We start from the raw sequence: 15,921 nt of genomic DNA, 5'->3' as shown, positions 1-15,921 counted from the left end.
TAATATAATCTCTAAGTAAAATATACCATGAAACTTGTTGTTAGGGGGAGAAATATGTCGAATAAAAGGATTTATCCAATTTTATTTTTGTTTTCAATTGCATCCTTAATATGGTTTATGAGCGTGATAGAGAAGTATCAATACCTAGACATTGAAATTGAAGAAAGCCATGGAAAATGGTACGTAACTGCCATTGATTCCAAGAGTCAGGCTTCTAAGACTAGTTTAAAAGTTGGGGCAGAGATTTTGAGTATAGATGGGGAGAATGTTTTATCTAATAAGTCTGTTAGAAGATGGAGAACAATCAATGATGCAAATTCAATCCTCATTCTTCAAAATGATGAAGTTAAAGAAATTAACTTTTCGAAATTTCCGAAACTGACCATTTATGATACGTCTTCGTTAATTGAAGGGATTTTCAGTTTGCTCTTGTCTTTTGTCCTCATTTCAAATGTACGAAATTCCCTCTCTGCACGTTATTTATCCTATGTTTTCATAAATATCGGTTTAACCTTTTTTAGTTTAGGTGCATCAATTAGGGGAGACATTCTAGGTAAATTTACAATTGGATTATGTATGAAGCTTATTCCTATTGTATTATTGCATTTTATTTTTGTTTTTCTTTATGAAAAGAGTAATATACGTATAAATACTAAAATTTTTAATTGGATTTATGGGTTCGTTGCGGTTAATTCCCTTCTAGAAGTTTTGTATTTTTTTGACTTCGAATTTGGCTATAGATTGCATGACTTTCAAGCAACTTTTGAATTGGCGTTTTTTTCAATAGGCGTAATATTCGATATTGTCTTTTTAACCATAATTTATAATCAAAATAAAGATCTGAATCCGTACGTATCAACTTTGTTAAAATCAATTGGAATCTTTTTTACAATTTCAATTTCCCCTATTGTGTTTCTTTCTTTTTTATCCAAATTTGTTTTTGGTGAAGTTTGGGTGAGCACTGTTTATACAACTTGGTTTATTCTAATATTCCCTATATCATTTACTTATCTTCTATTGGCAAAAAAAATATATGATATTGACCTAGTCGTACGAAGATTAATTCTTACTACCACCGTATCAATTATCCCGAGTCTATTAATGGTAAGTATGATATCAATACTTTTTCCGGCAAATTTAAAGCTCGACACCTCGCTTTTAACTTTCATTTTTACATTAGTAATTTTATCTGGAACTCTTTTCTCTTTAGAATATTTATCATCCCGTTGGGAGCGCGTAGTCTTTCCAAGAAGACATTTTTTGCAAAATTCCTTAAAAAAGATCGCTAAAAAGTTGAGTTTCATATCAAGTTTTAAGGAATTGAAAGAAATGATTCTTGTAGACATTCTTGAGAGCTTAAATGTTTCTGGGGGAGCGGTTATTTTTAAACATAATAATTCGACAGAAATCATTAGTGTAGGAGCGATTGATGATCATCTAATTGAAGAGCGATTAACATTATCTTCCACAGAGGTCTCAGACTTATTATTATTTGAATTGACTCGAAATCAAGATTACGCTAGCTACCTTGTATTGACCCAGAAGAAAACAAACACGCAGCTCGGAAATGAAGAATTGCAATGGCTCAATTTAATTATTTCTTATTTATCTGTAAGTCTGGAAAACTTATTTTTAATTCGGAAAATGTCGGAACGCCTTGAGCATTTGGCTTCACAAGTACCAAATGAGGAAACAGCTAACGACATTGCTTGGTTTCGCAAACTCATGTTCGAACTTCAAGAAAAAGAACGATTCCGCATCGCTACCGATCTGCACGATACGACCATGCAGGATTTGTTCTTTTTAAAAAGAAAGCTGACTGCATTGCTTGATAAGTACGCGGATGATTGGCAGGATTCGGAGCAAGCGAAGAGCTTGCTGGATTATATCGACATTATCAATATGAATTTGCGCCAGAGCTGCTTCGAGCTGCATCCGTATTTGCTTCAGGAACTTGGCTTGGTTCGAACGATCGATAAGCTGATCGAGCTCGAGCAAACCACCCTTCCGTTTGAAATTGAGTTCAGGTACGGGGGGATCGACATGATTGAATCCTGCGATATCGAGATGAAGCGTCATCTGTTCCGCGTGTTCCAGGAGCTGATCAACAACGCGAAGAAGCATTCGAACGCAAATAAAGTGAATTTTAACTTGAGCGCTTCCAGCGGCAAGCTGATCGTTCAATACCGTGACGATGGGTTGGGCTTTATGTCCGACAATGATACCGTACGCGAGATCGGAGGCTCTCATATCGGTCTGGAACAATTAAAGAGCAGAATCTTATCGATGCGCGGCGTGTTCGAGATTAAGTCCGGCCATGGCAGTGGCATGTCGTTCAGCGCCGCAATCCCGCTTAAAGAAGGTATGACTGCATGAAGCGAAAATATAAAACGATCGTCGTTGACGACCATCCGCTGATGGCGCAGGCGACGCTGCAATTGCTTGGCCAGATGGAACGGATCGAGACGGCCGGGGTTGCCAAGAACGGCGAGGAAGCGATTCAGTTATCCGCGGCGGTGCGACCCGATCTGGTGCTGCTGGATTATCAGCTGCCCGATCTAAGCGGCACGCAGGTCGCGGAGCAGTTGAAGGCGGCGCATCCCAACCTCAAGATCATCATTTTCACTGGCGTCGATGTGTCGGATCTGCTTCCCTTTTTGCTGTCCGGCCTGATTGGCGGCATCATCTCCAAAGGCGTCACCGAGTCGACGATGAAGCATATCGTCGCTTGCGTACTGGACGATCAGATCGTTCTGCCGCAGAGCATGCTACCGCAGCTCAAGAACGTAACGGGCAAAGATGCCGTCAACCAGCTGTTGACGGACGAAGAGGTGCTGCTCATGACACTGATCATCAAAGGCGACACGTACGAGAAGATTGCCGAGCAAATGTATATCAGCAAGCGTTCGGTCGACAATTATTTGCGGCGCATCTATGAGAAGCTCGGCGTTCAGACGCGGGCGCAGGCGATCGAGAAATTTGTGCAAAGTCCGCAATATCAGGGCTGAGAGGGAGACGGACATGGACGAGAGCATCCTGGTGGAGCTTCACCGCATGGTTGACGAATACGCGCTGGAGTCGACGCTGAACGCGACGCTGCGGAGCTTTATCGCGGAGAAGGCAGCCGAAAAGACGTCCTGGGCCGAGATGACCCGCTGTACGCATCGGATGCTGGGCGGACGGTCGCCGGACCTGGAGCGGCATGCGGCACTGACCGAGCTGATCATCCTGCTGCTGGACATCGTGGACGACCTGCAGGATCGGGATAGTCCGACCAGGCCATGGATGAGCTGCGATCAAGCGGTCACGCTGAACGCCGTGCTGACGATGTTCGCCGCCATCCTTGGCAACTGCGACAGGCCGGGAATCGGCCCCATGATCGGCGGACTGCTGGCGCGTTCGATTCAAGGACAGCAGGCGGATATTACGGACAAGGTTCGGACGGAGGAAGAATATTTTCGGATGGTTGCCGACAAATCGGGCGCTTTGATGCAACTAGCCGTCTCTATGGGCTATTCGCTCGTCGAGGGAGTGGAACCCGATACGCTAAAGGCGTTGGACCAGTTGGCCGTATGCGCGGGCATCGTGTCCCAGATCGAAAACGATGCGAGGGATGTGCTGAGGCTCGACTACAAGAACGATCTTCTGCACAAAAAGCGTACGCTGCCCGTTCTGTTTATGCTGGAGGACAGCCATGAGGAATTCCCGGCGCTGGACGCGTATTACGCGGGATCGCTGTCGCGCGAACAGTTCATCGAGCGTCAGCATCAATTCGTGCAGTATGCGCGGGATTCGGGCTGCATCGAATACTGCAAGGTCGTGCAGGCGCTTTATAAGGACAAAGCGAACGAGCTGTACGAGCTGCTGCCGCCGATGCTGGAGCCATGGGCCGGGCAATTCAGAGAAATATTTGTCCCGGACTACGACGTTCGGTATAATGCAAGTTGAGAGGGGGGCGTTAGTCGATGGCAAATCACTTTGCCGGAATGCGCTTAACTCATGCAAAGCCTGCGATCAGGGCGATACTTTGCATGGGGCCGGACTTTCAGTTTTAATCGATCGCCCGTACCAGCGTTATCGTTTCTAATCATGGGCTTTGCACCTAATTAGCGAACCATACTAATTAAGGGGCTGAAAGCATGCAACCATTCATTAGAAACCATCAATATAACCTGATCAAAAAACAAGTCGGTCTTCTGCAGAACACCTGCACGACCGTTGCGGATCCGAAGATCGTCGAGTCGGTCCGTTCAAATATGCAGTTCAAACTCACCGAGGCTTTCCCGGAAGCAAGCGAAGCGGCGCGCGACCTCATACTGCGCGGTGCCGAGCTGGGGACGGCGCCTGAATTCCAGCTTTATCTGGCATCGCTGGAGAGCTGCCGGATCGCGTTCGAGCCGGGAACGGAGCAGCAGCTGAAAAAGCTGTATCCGAAGATCAAGAAGCTGAAGCTTCCGGATCTGGATGCGATCGATTGGAAAGCGATCAGCTATCTGGGCTGGTCGGACATCGCCGCGAACAAGCTGTTTATCGTGTACCCGCTGGACGGCCGGCTCATCGGCATCGAAGGCCGGTTCACGCCGACGAACAAGAAGGGGACCTGCTTCGTCTGCAACCGGCAGACGGAGGTCGGTCTGTTCACGGCGCTTACGAAGTCCAGGCCTGCGAACGCTTCGCCGGACTATTACAAGGCGATCGGCAATTATATGTGCGCTGACAGCGTAGTTTGCAATGGCAATATCACGGATCCCGCTCCGCTCGAGCAGTTCTTGAGCAGCCTCGTCAAGTAGAAGCATCACAAAAACGGTGAAGCGCAAGCGGCTTCACCGTTTTTTGTTGTCTAGGACACCGCGGCGGGTTTGAGGACGGGGGCGTCGACTTCACCGCGCAGCAGCGCGATCTCATGCTTGTAAGGCGGGTTGACGTATTTCTTCGCTCCGATCGATGGCGTCTCGAGCAGCATGGGGAGGCCCTGAAGCTGGGGATGCCTGACGACATAGCGAAGCGCCTTAAGCCCGATAAAGCCATGCCCGATATTTTCGTGCCTGTCCTTGCGCGATCCTCGTTCATGCTTGGAATCGTTGATATGCAGCACCTTTAGCCGGTCCAGGCCGACGATGCGGTCGAATTCGTCCAGAACGCCGTCAAAGCCGGCGGCGACGTCATAGCCTGCGTCATGAATATGGCAAGTGTCGAGGCAGACGGACAAACGCTCGTTGTGCGTAACACCGTCAATAATTCGGGCCAGCTCCTCGAAGCTTCTGCCGCATTCCGTGCCTTTGCCCGCCATCGTCTCGAGCGATATCTGGACGTCCCGGCGTTCGGACAGCGCTTCGTTAAGCCCTTCGACGATGCGCGCGATGCCCGCTTCGACGCCAGCGCCGACATGCGAGCCGGGGTGCAGAACGAGCTGGCGGCTGCCGAGCGCTTCCGTGCGCATCAGTTCCTCGCGCAGCAGCTCGATGCCGAATTCGAACGTGCGCGGCGAGACGGTATTGGCCAGATTGATAATAAACGGCGCGTGAACGACGATGTTCGAGATGCCGTGCTCACGCATATGGGCGGCGCCTGCCTCGATCTGGAGCGCTTCGATCGGCTTGCGACGGGAATTGTGTGGCGCACCGGTATAGATCAAAAACGTATTCGCGCCGTACGAGGCCGCTTCCTCGCTGGCTTGCAGCAGCATGCGGGGGCCGGACATCGATACGTGCGAGCCGATTAACAAGGACATGCTTGCGGTACGCCTCCTCGAAAGGGTCGTTCGTTCGAACGGTCGTCTCTTTTTCATCATCATAAGTCGCCTTGGGCGCTCCGTCCAATGCCAAATAAACCAAGCGCGCTATCGCTCCGTGGAAGACGAAGCTTGCGCGCCGATTGCCTTCGTTGGCATCATGGTATACTTGAAGAACCGAAATAGGGGGAGGACATCGACATGAAAGGCAGCATGACTTTGGCGGATGCGTTTAAAAACAGCAAGCATCCGGTCGTCGGCCACGGCAAGCGCAGCGTGCAGGTGCTGTTGGAATCGCTGGCGGGAACAGACGCCGATACGGCCAGCGATATGTACGGAAAAGGGGATATTATCGAACGATTCCAGGCGAAAATGGCAGATTATCTGGGCAAGCCGGAGGCCGTCTTTTTCCCAAGCGGGACGATGGCTCAGCAGATTGCGCTACGAATCCATTGCGACGAGACGGGAAAGCGACAGGTCGCTTACCATCCGCTCAGCCATCTCGAGCTGCACGAAGAGGACGGTCTGAAGGAGCTGCATCGGATCGAGACAGTGCTGCTGGCCGACCGGAATCGGCTCATCCGATTCGATGACGTCCGGCTTTTGAGTGAGGATGTAGCCTGCCTGCTGCTTGAGCTGCCTCAGCGGGAGATCGGCGGACAATTGCCGCCGTATGCGGAGCTTGAGAAAATATCGGCCTACTGCCGCAGCCGGGGGATCAGGCTTCATCTGGACGGCGCGCGTTTGTTCGAGATTTTGCCTCATTACGAGAAGTCAGCCGCTGACATCTGCGCGTTGTTCGATAGCGTGTATGTGTCGTTCTATAAGGGACTCGGCGGCATCGCCGGCGCGATATTGGCGGGAGAACCCGCGCTGACCGAGCGTTCGAAAATCTGGAAGCGGCGGCATGGCGGGGACCTGATCAGCTTGTATCCGTACGTGATCAGCTCGGATTATTACTTCGACAAGCGGATCGGCAAAATGGCGCAGTATTACGATGAAGCGAAGGCGCTGGCGGAAATGTACAACGAATGCGCCGATTCGATATGCACCGTGCCGGCGGTGCCGGTGTCCAACATGTTTCATGTCGAGGCGGATGTGCCGAAGGAGGCGCTGGAGCCGATCTTAGCCAGCGTCGCCGAGGAGACGGGTGTCGGCTTGTCCGCGTGGGTCAAGACGCTGGATAGCGGCGGCAGCGGCTATGAAGTGAATATCGGCGACCGCTATGCGGCCGTGCCTGAAGCGCGGTTGCGCGAAGCATTTGCGCTGCTGCGGGAAAAGCTGTTGTCGTTCTCCGCGGAAGAACATGCGAAGGCATAGCCGTAACGCCGCACCATTATCCTCCGTGGACGAGTATCGGGCTTAAAGTCTACGCGCATCCTAACGGAGGCGATGCCATTCGTTTAAAAGCGAAGGGAGACCGATATGCGCAAAAAGGAAATCGAGGCGCTTGAAGCGCTGAAGCGGCTCGCAGTTCCGTATAAGGGCGCGGTTCACGCGGATGCGCTCGTCGAGCGTGCGGGCCTAGCCAGATTTGTGTTGATCGGCGAAGCCTCGCACGGGACGTCGGAGTTTTATGCCGAGCGCGCGGAGCTGACCAAACGATTGATCATCGAAAAGGGCTTTCGGTTTATCGCGGTCGAAGGCGATTGGCCTTCATGTTATGTTCTGAACCGCTACGTCAAAGGCGATGCGTCGGCGGGCGACATCGCGGCGGATGCGCTCCGGGATTTCTCGCGCTGGCCGACGTGGATGTGGGCCAATCGGGAAGTAGCCGCGTTTGCCGATTGGCTTCGCGTGTTCAACGACGGCAGGGCCGAGGAAGACAAGGTCGGCTTTTACGGATTCGATCTGTACAGCCTTTGGGAGTCGATGGACGAGATTCTGAAGTACCTCGGGGAAAAAGACGGGGCCGACCTGGAGGCGGCCAAACGCGCCTTTGCGTGCTTCGAGCCGCATGGGCGGGAGGAGCAGCAATACGGGCTCGCGGCCAACTTCTACGGGGAAGGCTGCGAGGAAGAGGTCGTTGCGCTGCTGCGCAAGCTGCAGGAAAAATGGAAAACCGCACAGCCGGGCGACCGCGAGGACGCGTTAGCGGCGGAGCTAAATGCGCTCGCAGTAAAAGGCGCGGAGGATTATTACAGGACGATGATTCGCCACGACGCGGAATCCTGGAACGTGCGCGACCGGCACATGGTCGATGTGCTTGAGCGTCTCATGGCGTATCATGGGCCTGCGGCGCGTGCCGTCGTCTGGGCGCACAATACGCATGTGGGCGATGCGCGCGCGACGGACATGGCCCGCGAAGGCATGGTCAACGTCGGCCAGCTGCTGCGCGAGTCGCACGGCGCCGAGGTGTGCGCCATCGGTTTCGGCTCCTACGAAGGCACCGTGATCGCAGGCCGCGGCTGGGGTATGCCGCTTGAGGCGATGAAGGTGCCCGCAGCGGAAGCCGGGAGTCTGGAGGAGCTGCTTCATCGGATCGGGCCGGCCGACAAGCTGCTCCTCCTAGACGAAGCGGACCAGGCGCTGCGCGAATCGTGGATCGGACACCGCGCGATCGGCGTCGTATATCATCCCGAGCACGAGCGGGGCAATTACGTGCCAACCAGGCTGGCGGAGCGGTACGACGCGTTTATTTTTATCGACCGGACGACCGCACTGTCCCCGCTTGCCGTAGAAGAGATCTATTCCTAGCAGGGACTGGCTAAACCGAAGGAGGCGACAAACTTGTCCAACGAAAAGGAATTGCACGATCTGAAAACCGAGCAGGCCGGCATCGTGGATCAACACGAAACGCGCATCACGGACGAGCCCGTGTTGATCGAGCCGCCCGAGGTCAGCCCCGGACCTTACAGCAAACGGACGCAGGAAGCCGGCAAGCGCAGAAACGACTGAAGCGAGAAGTGCAGATGCAGGCGAAACACGATATGTGGGGAAAAGAAGACCGTCAGGGCAATGGGCCCCTGACGGTTTTTACGTTGGAAATGGTGGTGTAAAGGAACAAAGCTTCTCTAAGGCAGTACCGTATTAAAAGCAACACGAGCGGCTTTTTCGATGAAGGTGCACAGCGAACATACTCAGTCCACTTGCTCCACCATCACTTCCAAACCCGCTTCGGTCATCTCGCGCAGGTGCTGCTCGGAGATCCGGCTGTCGGTGATGACCAGGTCGAGCTCGCCGGGCTCGGCGAATTGGACGAACGAATTTTTGCCGATCTTGGCGCTGTCGCACAGCAGGACGACCTGTGTCGCGATGCGGATCATCGTCCGCTTGACCTCGGCCTGGTTCATGTCCGGCGTCGTGCAGCCTTTGCGGACGCTGAAGGCGTTCGTCCCGAGGAACGCCTTGTCCACGTTCAGCTCGGAGAGCAGCTTGACGGCAAACGGTCCGACCGTACAGTGAAAGCCGCGACGCAGCAGGCCGCCGATGACGACGACCGTCATGTTATCGAAACGCTCGAGCATTGAGGCGATCTCGATGTCGCTGACGATAACGGTCAGGTTTTGTTTGTCCTGCAGATGCGCGCACATGGCTTTGGTCGTTAAACCGGCGTCCAACAGGATAATGTCGCCGTCGTCGACAAGCTCGGCAGCCCTTTTGGCAATCGCTTGCTTCAGGATCAGATCCTTCGCCGTCTTGTCCATGTTGTCCGGCTCGAAGCCGACCGGGGCGGCGTCCCCCGGTATCGCGCCGCCGTGCGTGCGCTTGATCAACCCTCTGGCTTCCAAATCCCGCAGATCGCCCCGAATCGTAGCCGGCGACATTTTAAAGTAGGCGACGAGATCGGGCACGCGAACTTTCCCGCGCTCCTGTACCATTTTGGCAATTGCCGCCTGCCGCTCCTCGGCGAAAAGGACGTCCGAGTTCCCCTCGTTCATGGCCATCTTCCTTCGAAGTTGAATGATTATCGCAAATTGTAGCGCCCGATCGAAAAATTGATCAATCCAGCGGACGGTTCTTCTGAATTATACTATATAACAGCAAGCGATTGTCGTTTGATCGCAAATTAGCATATCCATTTGTTGTTTATACAACAAACGATAACGAACGACAATTCTTCGCGATCGGAAGGCAAACGAATCCTCAAAGCGGGTGAAATGGCTCATGAAGCATAGGGAAATCGGCGTATGTGTGATCGGAGCGGGGAGAGCGGGCATGATCCATGCCGCCAACTTTCGTAAAAACGTACCGTTCGCCAGACTCGTCGCCGTCGTCGATCCGAACGAGGAAACGGCCGCATCCGCTGCCAATTCGCTTGGCATCGAACGGTACTACACGGACTACAGGCAAGCGCTCGCGGATGACGAGATCGATGCCGTCGTCGTCGTGACGCCGACGATCTACCATCGCGATATCGTCGTAGCGTCCGCTCATGCGGGCAAGCACGTACTCTGTGAAAAGCCGATGGCGATCAGCGTTCGCGAATGCGACGAAATGATCTCCGCATGCGAGACCGCAGGCGTCACGCTGCAGGTCGCGTTCATGAGACGCTTCGACGAGAGCTTCGTCGAAGCGAAGCGCGCGATTGATGAAGGCGCCATCGGAGAGGTCGTGCTCGTCAAGTCGCTGACGCGGGGGCCGAGCCAGCCGATGCCGTGGATGTACGATCTCGCCAAGAGCAACGGTCCGCTCGCCGAGGTCAACAGCCACGACATCGACACGATCCGCTGGTTCTCGGGCTCGGAGGTGTCGGAGGTTTACGCCATCGGCGGCAATTACCGCAACCGGCATGTTGCGGCCGAATACCCGGACTTTTACGATAACGTCTCGCTTACGGCCCGCTTCGCGAGCGGCGCGCAAGCGAGCGTCGACGGCGCGGTCGCCGTCCGCTACGGCTACGACAGCCGCGTCGAGATTCTCGGCACCGAGGGCGTCATCTTCCTCGGCCAGACGCACGAGAAGACGACGATCGTCGCAGGACCGGACCGACTGCTCCGCCGGCCGTTCATGAACAGCTGGCGTTCGCTTTTTAAGGAAGCGTATCTTGCCGAGGATACCGACTTCGTCGCCGCGATATTGGAAGGCCGGCCGCCCCGTGTGACGGGGCATGACGGCAAGATGGCCGTACGCGTCGTAGAGGCTGGCAATGCGTCGATCAAAAGCGGCGCATCGGTCAGGCTTTAAGGAGGGAACAAGAATATGTTAGCGGCCAGATTGTACGGACCCGGCGACATACGGCTGGACGAGGTGCCTGTACCGGTCATCACGGACCGGGAGATTCTCGTCAAGGTCAGGAGCGCGGGCATCTGCGGCACGGATATGCGAATGATCAAAAACGGTTTTCCGGGCATCACAGAGGCGTCGCCGCGGACGCTCGGCCACGAGCTGAGCGGCGAGATCGCCGAGGTCGGCGCGCAGGTGACCGGCTATCGGGTTGGTATGCGCGTCGGCATCGCGCCCAATATGGGCTGCGGCATCTGCGGAGAATGCATCCGCGGCAACCAGCATCTGTGCGCGAGCTATGAGGCGCTCGGCGTCCAGATGGACGGCGGCTTCGCCGAGTACGTGCGCGTGCCGGAGCAGGCGCTGCGCTTCGGCAACGTCGTCGAGCTGCCGGCGCAGGTGACGTTCGACCATGCGGCTGTCAACGAGCCGCTATCCTGCGTGTACAACGGGATCGAGCAGTGCCCGATCCGCGCCGGAGACGACGTGCTCATCATCGGCGCCGGTCCGATCGGCATTATGTACGCGCAGCTCGCCAAAATGTCGGGCGCCGGCAGGGTGTTCCTCAGCAACCGATCGACCGGCCGGTTGGAGCTGGCGCGCCGCATCGATCCTTCGTTTATCGCGCTGCCGGCCGACGGGCTGAAGGAAAGCTTGCTTGCGCAAACCGGCGGCCGAGGCGCGGACGTCATCGTGACGGCCAATCCGTCGCCCGAAGCGCAGCAGCTCGCGATCGAGCTTGCCGCGATGGGCGGCCGGATCAACTTTTTCGGCGGCCTGCCGAAGGATAGCGTCCCCGTCGCGCTGGACACGAACGTCATTCATTACAAGCAGCTGCTGGTGACGGGCAGCACGAAGGCGAACAACGCGCATTTCCGCAAGACGCTTCAATTTATCGCAAGCGGCATTCTCGACGTCGACAAGCTCGTATCGGCGCGCTATGCGATCGACCGCTTCGACGAGGCGCTGCGTCATGCCGGCAGCTCGCAGGGCATCAAGACCGTCATCGCGTTCGATTAGAGGGGAGAGGGACCACTTGCCATCCGACAACAGCCGATCAAGCTTCACGATCGCCGTGGATCTCGGCACGCAGGGGACAAAAGCCGCGCTCGTCTCTGCGGACGGCCAACTGCTGGGCAACGCGTTCGTAGCCTCGAACCTCATACGTCCCGCGCCCGGACAGGTGGAGCAGGACCCGGACGAGATGTTCGGGTCGGTCGTCTCCGCCATCCGGTCGGTCATGGACCGCACGGACATCGCTCCCGCGCGCGTAGCCGCCGTCGGCATCGGCGGCCAGATGGCCGGCGTGCTGGGCATCGACGCGGACTGGCAGGCCGTGACGCCCTATGACTCCTGGCTCGACAGCCGCTGCGAAGCGGCCATGCCTATCATTCGGGACTGGGGCGAGGACGCCTTTATCGGCGTGACGGGCAGTCCGGTCACTTATGCGCACGGACCGAAGATTCTGTGGTGGCGTCGGGAGCGGCCGGAGGTCTATCGCGCGATCGCCAAATTCCTCGTACCCAGCGCCTACGTCGCCGGCAGACTCGCCGGCCTGCGCGCGCAGGATGCGTTCATCGATCATACGCATCTTCACTTTGCCGGCTTTGCCGACATCCGGAAGCTGGCCTGGTCGGAGGAGCTGCTGCGGGCGTTCGGCATCGATGGCGCCAAAATGCCCGCCATCGTTAGGCCATGGGACATCGTCGGCGGGCTGACGGATCGATACGCGGCCGCGGCAGGACTGCTGCCGGGCACGCCGATCGCGGCGGGCCTCGGCGATACCGCAGCGGCCACGCTCGGCGCGGGGATCGCGCGGCCGGGCCTGCTGTTCGACGTGGCGGGCACGGCGTCGGTGCTGGCGTGCTGCACGGCCGAGTACAGGCCGGATACCGAGGGCAAGACGCTGATCTACGCCCGCTCGGCGCTGCCCGATCTGTGGACGCCGCTCGCTTATATCAACGGCGGCGGCCAATGCCTCGCCTGGTTTAAGCGGCTCACCGGCGCGAGCTACGACGAGCTAAACGCGCTGGCCGAGTCGGTGGAGCCGGGCTGCGGGGGGCTGACGTTTGTACCGCATTTCGGCGGACGTGTCTGTCCGAACACGCCGGGTTTGCGCGGCAGCTGGACCGGCATGGCCTGGTCCCACGAGCGCGGCGCGCTGTTCCGGGCGATCCTCGAATCGGTCGCCTACGAATACAAGCATTATCTCGGCACGCTCGAGCGGCTCGTCGGCACGGCTTCGTACGAAGCCGTGCACGTAGCGGGCGGCGGCGCGCGCAGCGCGCTGTTCAACCGCATCAAGGCGGATACGCTCGGCATTGCGTACCGGCCGCTTCAGGCGGAGGACACGGCGCTGATCGGTGCGGCGCTCGTCGCGGGGCACGGCGTCGGGCTTTTCCCGGATCTGGCTGCGTCTGCCGAGCGCTTCGCGGCGCCGGGAGACGCGATCGAGCCGGATGCCGGCAGGCATCGTCTGTACACGGCTGCTGCAAGTCGGTACCGCCGAACGGTGGACGGCATGCAGGCGTTGTATGCGAGTCTGAACGAGAACGAGGAACTGGTCGAAACGTTCGAACGTTAAGGAAACCAGCCTATATGCAGATGCTCCGGGGCGCGACGCCCGGTGGCAAAGAGAGGAGCGCGAACCTATGAAGCTGCCGCCAAGCGCGGCGTCGCCGACGATGTACTTCGTCGGCGTGACGACCGGACAATCGTCCATTATGAAGCTGTTCCCGCTGTGGGCCGAAGCGCTCGGCCTCGGCGGACCGAAGATGGTCGGCATCGATATCGCCATTCACGCGGAGCCCGAGGTTTACCGGGAATGCGTCCGTTTTATCAAGGAGGACCCGCTCTCCCTGGGCGCGCTCGTCACGACGCACAAGATCGATCTGTTCAACGCCGCGCGCGATCTGTTCGACACGCTGGACTCGTACGCCGTCACGTTCGAGGAGATCTCGTCGATCTCCAAGGCGGACGGACGACTCGCCGGACACGCCAAGGACCCGATCTCGAGCGGGCTGTCGCTCGAGGCGTTTGTGCCCCCGGGACACTGGAAGCGGACCGGCGGCCATGCGATGATCATGGGCGCGGGCGGCAGTGCGCTCGCCATCTGCAGCTATTTGACGGCGCCGGAGCGCGAAGACGACGTGCCGGGCACGATCGTGATCACGAACCGCAGTCCGGAGCGTCTCGCATCGGCTCGCGAGCTGCTCGGCCGGATCGATACGCCTGTGCGGTTCGAATACAGGCTGTGTCCGGAGCCGGCGGACAATGACGCGGTGCTGGCTGAGATGCCCGCCGGCTCGCTCGTCGTCAATGCGACTGGGCTCGGCAAGGACCGCCCGGGCTCTCCGCTTACGGACGGCGCCGTTTTTCCGGAAAGCGGCCTCGTTTGGGAGCTGAACTACCGCGGCGCGCTCGACTTTATGCATCAGGCGCTTCGTCAGCGGGATCAGCGGCGGCTCCACGTGGAGGACGGCTGGATTTATTTCATTCACGGCTGGACGCAGGTCATCTCCGAGGTGTTCCACGTGCCGATCGAGGGCGAGACGTTCGACCGGCTGGAGCGGATCGCGATGGAGCTGCGCGGCAGCGGCGAAACGAAAGGAGCTGCAAAGGCATGACGCAAACGCACGCAATCGGTACGAAGCTGTCGAACCCGTTAACCCCGTTTACGCTTTATTTCAGCCTGAACAACGGTTTGTCCGACGCGGCGCCTTCGCTCAAGCGCCATCTGTCGAAAATGAAGGGGATGTATGCGGACGACGAGGCGTTTGACCGTCTTCTCGCAGAAGGCGCAGACCCGCTTCTGTATGAATTCCACGAGCTCGGCATTCCCGAATCCGACGGCAACCTGGCGTTCGGCACGAGCATCGTCTATCCGGGCAAGGTCGGCGACGAATATTACATGACCAAGGGGCACTTCCATACGATCCTCGACACGGCCGAAGTGTACTACTGCATCGGGGGCAAAGGGATGATGCTCATGGAAAATCCGGAGGGCGACTGGGACGTGCAGGAGTTCGCGCCGGGCAAGGCCGTCTATGTGCCGGGCCGGTATGCGCACCGCAGCATCAACACCGGGCATGAACCGCTGATTACCTTCTACGTCTTCCGGGCGGACGCCGGCCACGACTACGGCTCGATCGAGACGAAGGGCTATCGGAAAATCGTCGTCGAACGCGACGGAAAGCCCGCTGTGCTCGACAATCCGAAGTGGAAATGAGCAGAGCGCCGCGCAAAGGAGGGCTGCCGTCATGGCACCGAAGCTGAAAATCGTCGTGACGCCCCGTTCGTTCGGCAAGTCGGATCCGGCGCCGATCGAGCTGCTGGCGTCGCAGGGGTACGACGTCGTGTATAACCCGTACGGTCGCATTCTGACGAAGGACGAAATGAAGGAGCTGCTGGCAGATGCGGACGGCGTCATCGTCGGCGTCGACCCGCTCGATCGCGACGTGCTGGCGCAAGCGCCTAGGCTCAGGATCATCTCCAAGTACGGGGTCGGCACGGACAACATCGATTTGAGATACGCCGAGGAGCGGGGGATCCGTGTAGCGACGGCGGCGGGCTCGAATACCGAGGCGGTGGCGGATTTTGCGTTTGCGCTGATGATGGCGGTCGCCAGAAGGGTGAACGTCATCGACCGCGCCTGTCGCGAAGGGATATGGAAGGCCGAGACCGCGATCGATATATACGGCAAAACGCTTGGCCTGCTCGGACTCGGCGCCATCGGTAAGGCGGTCGCCCGCAGAGCGGCCGGCTTCGGGATGAAGGTGCTCGCCTACGATCTGTTCCGCGACGAGGCCGTCGCGGCGGCGCATGGCATTGCCTATCGCGACACGGTGAACGAGATCGTCCGTGAGGCCGACTTTATAAGCCTGCATCTGCCGCTCGACGACAAGACGGCGGGCATCATCGGACGCGAGCAGTTCGCGATAATGAAGCCGACCGCGGTGCTCGTGGATACGGCGCGCGGCGGGCTCATCGGCGGAGCGGCGCTGGTGGACGCGCTGCGCGCGAGC

At 57.2% G+C, this 15,921-nt stretch carries 15 protein-coding genes; 13 read left to right on the top strand and 2 right to left on the bottom strand.

The window, feature by feature from the left end; translation table 11 throughout:
* Positions 1–54 precede the first annotated feature (54 nt).
* The 4 genes from KVT38_RS21175 to KVT38_RS21160 all read left to right on the top strand — a co-directional run bounded on the left by KVT38_RS21175 (position 55) and on the right by KVT38_RS21160 (position 4,790).
* On the top strand, positions 55–2,376 hold the full coding sequence (locus tag KVT38_RS21175) for an ATP-binding protein (protein WP_217595742.1): 2,322 nt from the start codon (positions 55–57) through the stop codon (positions 2,374–2,376).
* Complete coding sequence (locus tag KVT38_RS21170) at positions 2,373–3,008, top strand: response regulator transcription factor (RefSeq protein WP_217595741.1); 636 nt, start codon at positions 2,373–2,375, stop codon at positions 3,006–3,008. Before KVT38_RS21175 ends, KVT38_RS21170 begins: the two co-directional genes overlap by 4 nt.
* 13 nt (positions 3,009–3,021) lie before the next feature.
* On the top strand, positions 3,022–3,948 hold the full coding sequence (locus KVT38_RS21165) for a polyprenyl synthetase family protein (protein WP_217595740.1): 927 nt from the start codon (positions 3,022–3,024) through the stop codon (positions 3,946–3,948).
* Between the two features lie 191 nt (positions 3,949–4,139).
* On the top strand, positions 4,140–4,790 hold the full coding sequence (locus KVT38_RS21160) for a FusB/FusC family EF-G-binding protein (RefSeq protein ID WP_217595739.1): 651 nt from the start codon (positions 4,140–4,142) through the stop codon (positions 4,788–4,790).
* Positions 4,791–4,840: 50 nt separating this feature from the next.
* Here KVT38_RS21160 and KVT38_RS21155 read toward each other — a convergent pair whose 3' ends face one another.
* Entirely contained in the window at positions 4,841–5,731 is an 891-nt protein-coding gene (locus KVT38_RS21155) for a deoxyribonuclease IV (protein ID WP_217595738.1), read from the bottom strand.
* Positions 5,732–5,932: 201 nt separating this feature from the next.
* On the opposite strand from KVT38_RS21155, the gene KVT38_RS21150 reads away from it, so the two are divergent.
* The 3 genes from KVT38_RS21150 to KVT38_RS21140 all read left to right on the top strand — a co-directional run bounded on the left by KVT38_RS21150 (position 5,933) and on the right by KVT38_RS21140 (position 8,629).
* Positions 5,933–7,051 (top strand): threonine aldolase family protein, encoded by a 1,119-nt coding sequence (locus tag KVT38_RS21150; protein ID WP_217595737.1) that lies wholly within the window; start codon positions 5,933–5,935, stop codon positions 7,049–7,051.
* Between the two features lie 105 nt (positions 7,052–7,156).
* Positions 7,157–8,428 carry an erythromycin esterase family protein gene (locus KVT38_RS21145; protein WP_217595736.1) on the top strand — a complete coding sequence of 424 codons (1,272 nt, stop codon included), beginning with the start codon at positions 7,157–7,159 and terminating at the stop codon, positions 8,426–8,428.
* A gap of 33 nt (positions 8,429–8,461) precedes the next feature.
* Positions 8,462–8,629: a hypothetical protein gene (locus KVT38_RS21140; RefSeq protein WP_217595735.1), complete on the top strand. Its 168-nt coding sequence runs from the start codon at positions 8,462–8,464 to the stop codon at positions 8,627–8,629.
* A gap of 182 nt (positions 8,630–8,811) precedes the next feature.
* Here KVT38_RS21140 and KVT38_RS21135 read toward each other — a convergent pair whose 3' ends face one another.
* Positions 8,812–9,612, bottom strand: coding sequence for a DeoR/GlpR family DNA-binding transcription regulator (locus KVT38_RS21135; protein ID WP_217595734.1), 801 nt, complete (start codon positions 9,610–9,612; stop codon positions 8,812–8,814).
* A gap of 226 nt (positions 9,613–9,838) precedes the next feature.
* On the opposite strand from KVT38_RS21135, the gene KVT38_RS21130 reads away from it, so the two are divergent.
* The 6 genes from KVT38_RS21130 to KVT38_RS21105 form a co-directional block, all read left to right on the top strand.
* Positions 9,839–10,858, top strand: a complete 1,020-nt coding sequence (locus KVT38_RS21130; protein WP_217595733.1) for a Gfo/Idh/MocA family oxidoreductase — start codon at positions 9,839–9,841, stop codon at positions 10,856–10,858.
* A 15-nt stretch (positions 10,859–10,873) separates the two neighbouring features.
* Positions 10,874–11,917 (top strand): alcohol dehydrogenase catalytic domain-containing protein, encoded by a 1,044-nt coding sequence (locus tag KVT38_RS21125; protein WP_217595732.1) that lies wholly within the window; start codon positions 10,874–10,876, stop codon positions 11,915–11,917.
* Between the two features lie 16 nt (positions 11,918–11,933).
* The gene (locus KVT38_RS21120; protein ID WP_217595731.1) at positions 11,934–13,481 is read left to right on the top strand and encodes a xylulokinase; all 1,548 of its coding nucleotides are present in this window, start codon (positions 11,934–11,936) and stop codon (positions 13,479–13,481) included.
* Between the two features lie 67 nt (positions 13,482–13,548).
* Entirely contained in the window at positions 13,549–14,523 is a 975-nt protein-coding gene (locus KVT38_RS21115) for a shikimate dehydrogenase family protein (protein WP_217595730.1), read from the top strand.
* On the top strand, positions 14,520–15,125 hold the full coding sequence (locus KVT38_RS21110; RefSeq protein WP_217595729.1) for a glucose-6-phosphate isomerase: 606 nt from the start codon (positions 14,520–14,522) through the stop codon (positions 15,123–15,125). Before KVT38_RS21115 ends, KVT38_RS21110 begins: the two co-directional genes overlap by 4 nt.
* Positions 15,126–15,156: 31 nt before the next feature.
* The coding region (locus tag KVT38_RS21105) for an NAD(P)-dependent oxidoreductase (protein WP_217595728.1) at positions 15,157–15,921 on the top strand (765 nt) is incomplete at its 3' end.

Source organism: Cohnella sp. GbtcB17, from assembly GCF_019091135.1.
Taxonomy (GTDB): Bacteria; Bacillota; Bacilli; order Paenibacillales; family Paenibacillaceae; genus Cohnella.
This window is presented reverse-complemented; position numbering and strand designations above follow the sequence as displayed.

Excerpts from the sequence above, each read along its gene's own strand:
- KVT38_RS21175 (WP_217595742.1), top strand. The coding sequence starts at position 55 with ATGTCGAATAAAAGGATTTATCCAATTTTATTTTTGTTTTCAATTGCA.
- KVT38_RS21170 (WP_217595741.1), top strand. The coding sequence starts at position 2,373 with ATGAAGCGAAAATATAAAACGATCGTCGTTGACGACCATCCGCTGATG.
- KVT38_RS21165 (WP_217595740.1), top strand. The coding sequence starts at position 3,022 with ATGGACGAGAGCATCCTGGTGGAGCTTCACCGCATGGTTGACGAATAC.
- KVT38_RS21160 (WP_217595739.1), top strand. The coding sequence starts at position 4,140 with ATGCAACCATTCATTAGAAACCATCAATATAACCTGATCAAAAAACAA.
- KVT38_RS21155 (WP_217595738.1), bottom strand. The coding sequence starts at position 5,731 with ATGTCCTTGTTAATCGGCTCGCACGTATCGATGTCCGGCCCCCGCATG.
- KVT38_RS21150 (WP_217595737.1), top strand. The coding sequence starts at position 5,933 with ATGAAAGGCAGCATGACTTTGGCGGATGCGTTTAAAAACAGCAAGCAT.
- KVT38_RS21145 (WP_217595736.1), top strand. The coding sequence starts at position 7,157 with ATGCGCAAAAAGGAAATCGAGGCGCTTGAAGCGCTGAAGCGGCTCGCA.
- KVT38_RS21135 (WP_217595734.1), bottom strand. The coding sequence starts at position 9,612 with ATGAACGAGGGGAACTCGGACGTCCTTTTCGCCGAGGAGCGGCAGGCG.
- KVT38_RS21130 (WP_217595733.1), top strand. The coding sequence starts at position 9,839 with ATGAAGCATAGGGAAATCGGCGTATGTGTGATCGGAGCGGGGAGAGCG.
- KVT38_RS21125 (WP_217595732.1), top strand. The coding sequence starts at position 10,874 with ATGTTAGCGGCCAGATTGTACGGACCCGGCGACATACGGCTGGACGAG.
- KVT38_RS21115 (WP_217595730.1), top strand. The coding sequence starts at position 13,549 with ATGAAGCTGCCGCCAAGCGCGGCGTCGCCGACGATGTACTTCGTCGGC.
- KVT38_RS21110 (WP_217595729.1), top strand. The coding sequence starts at position 14,520 with ATGACGCAAACGCACGCAATCGGTACGAAGCTGTCGAACCCGTTAACC.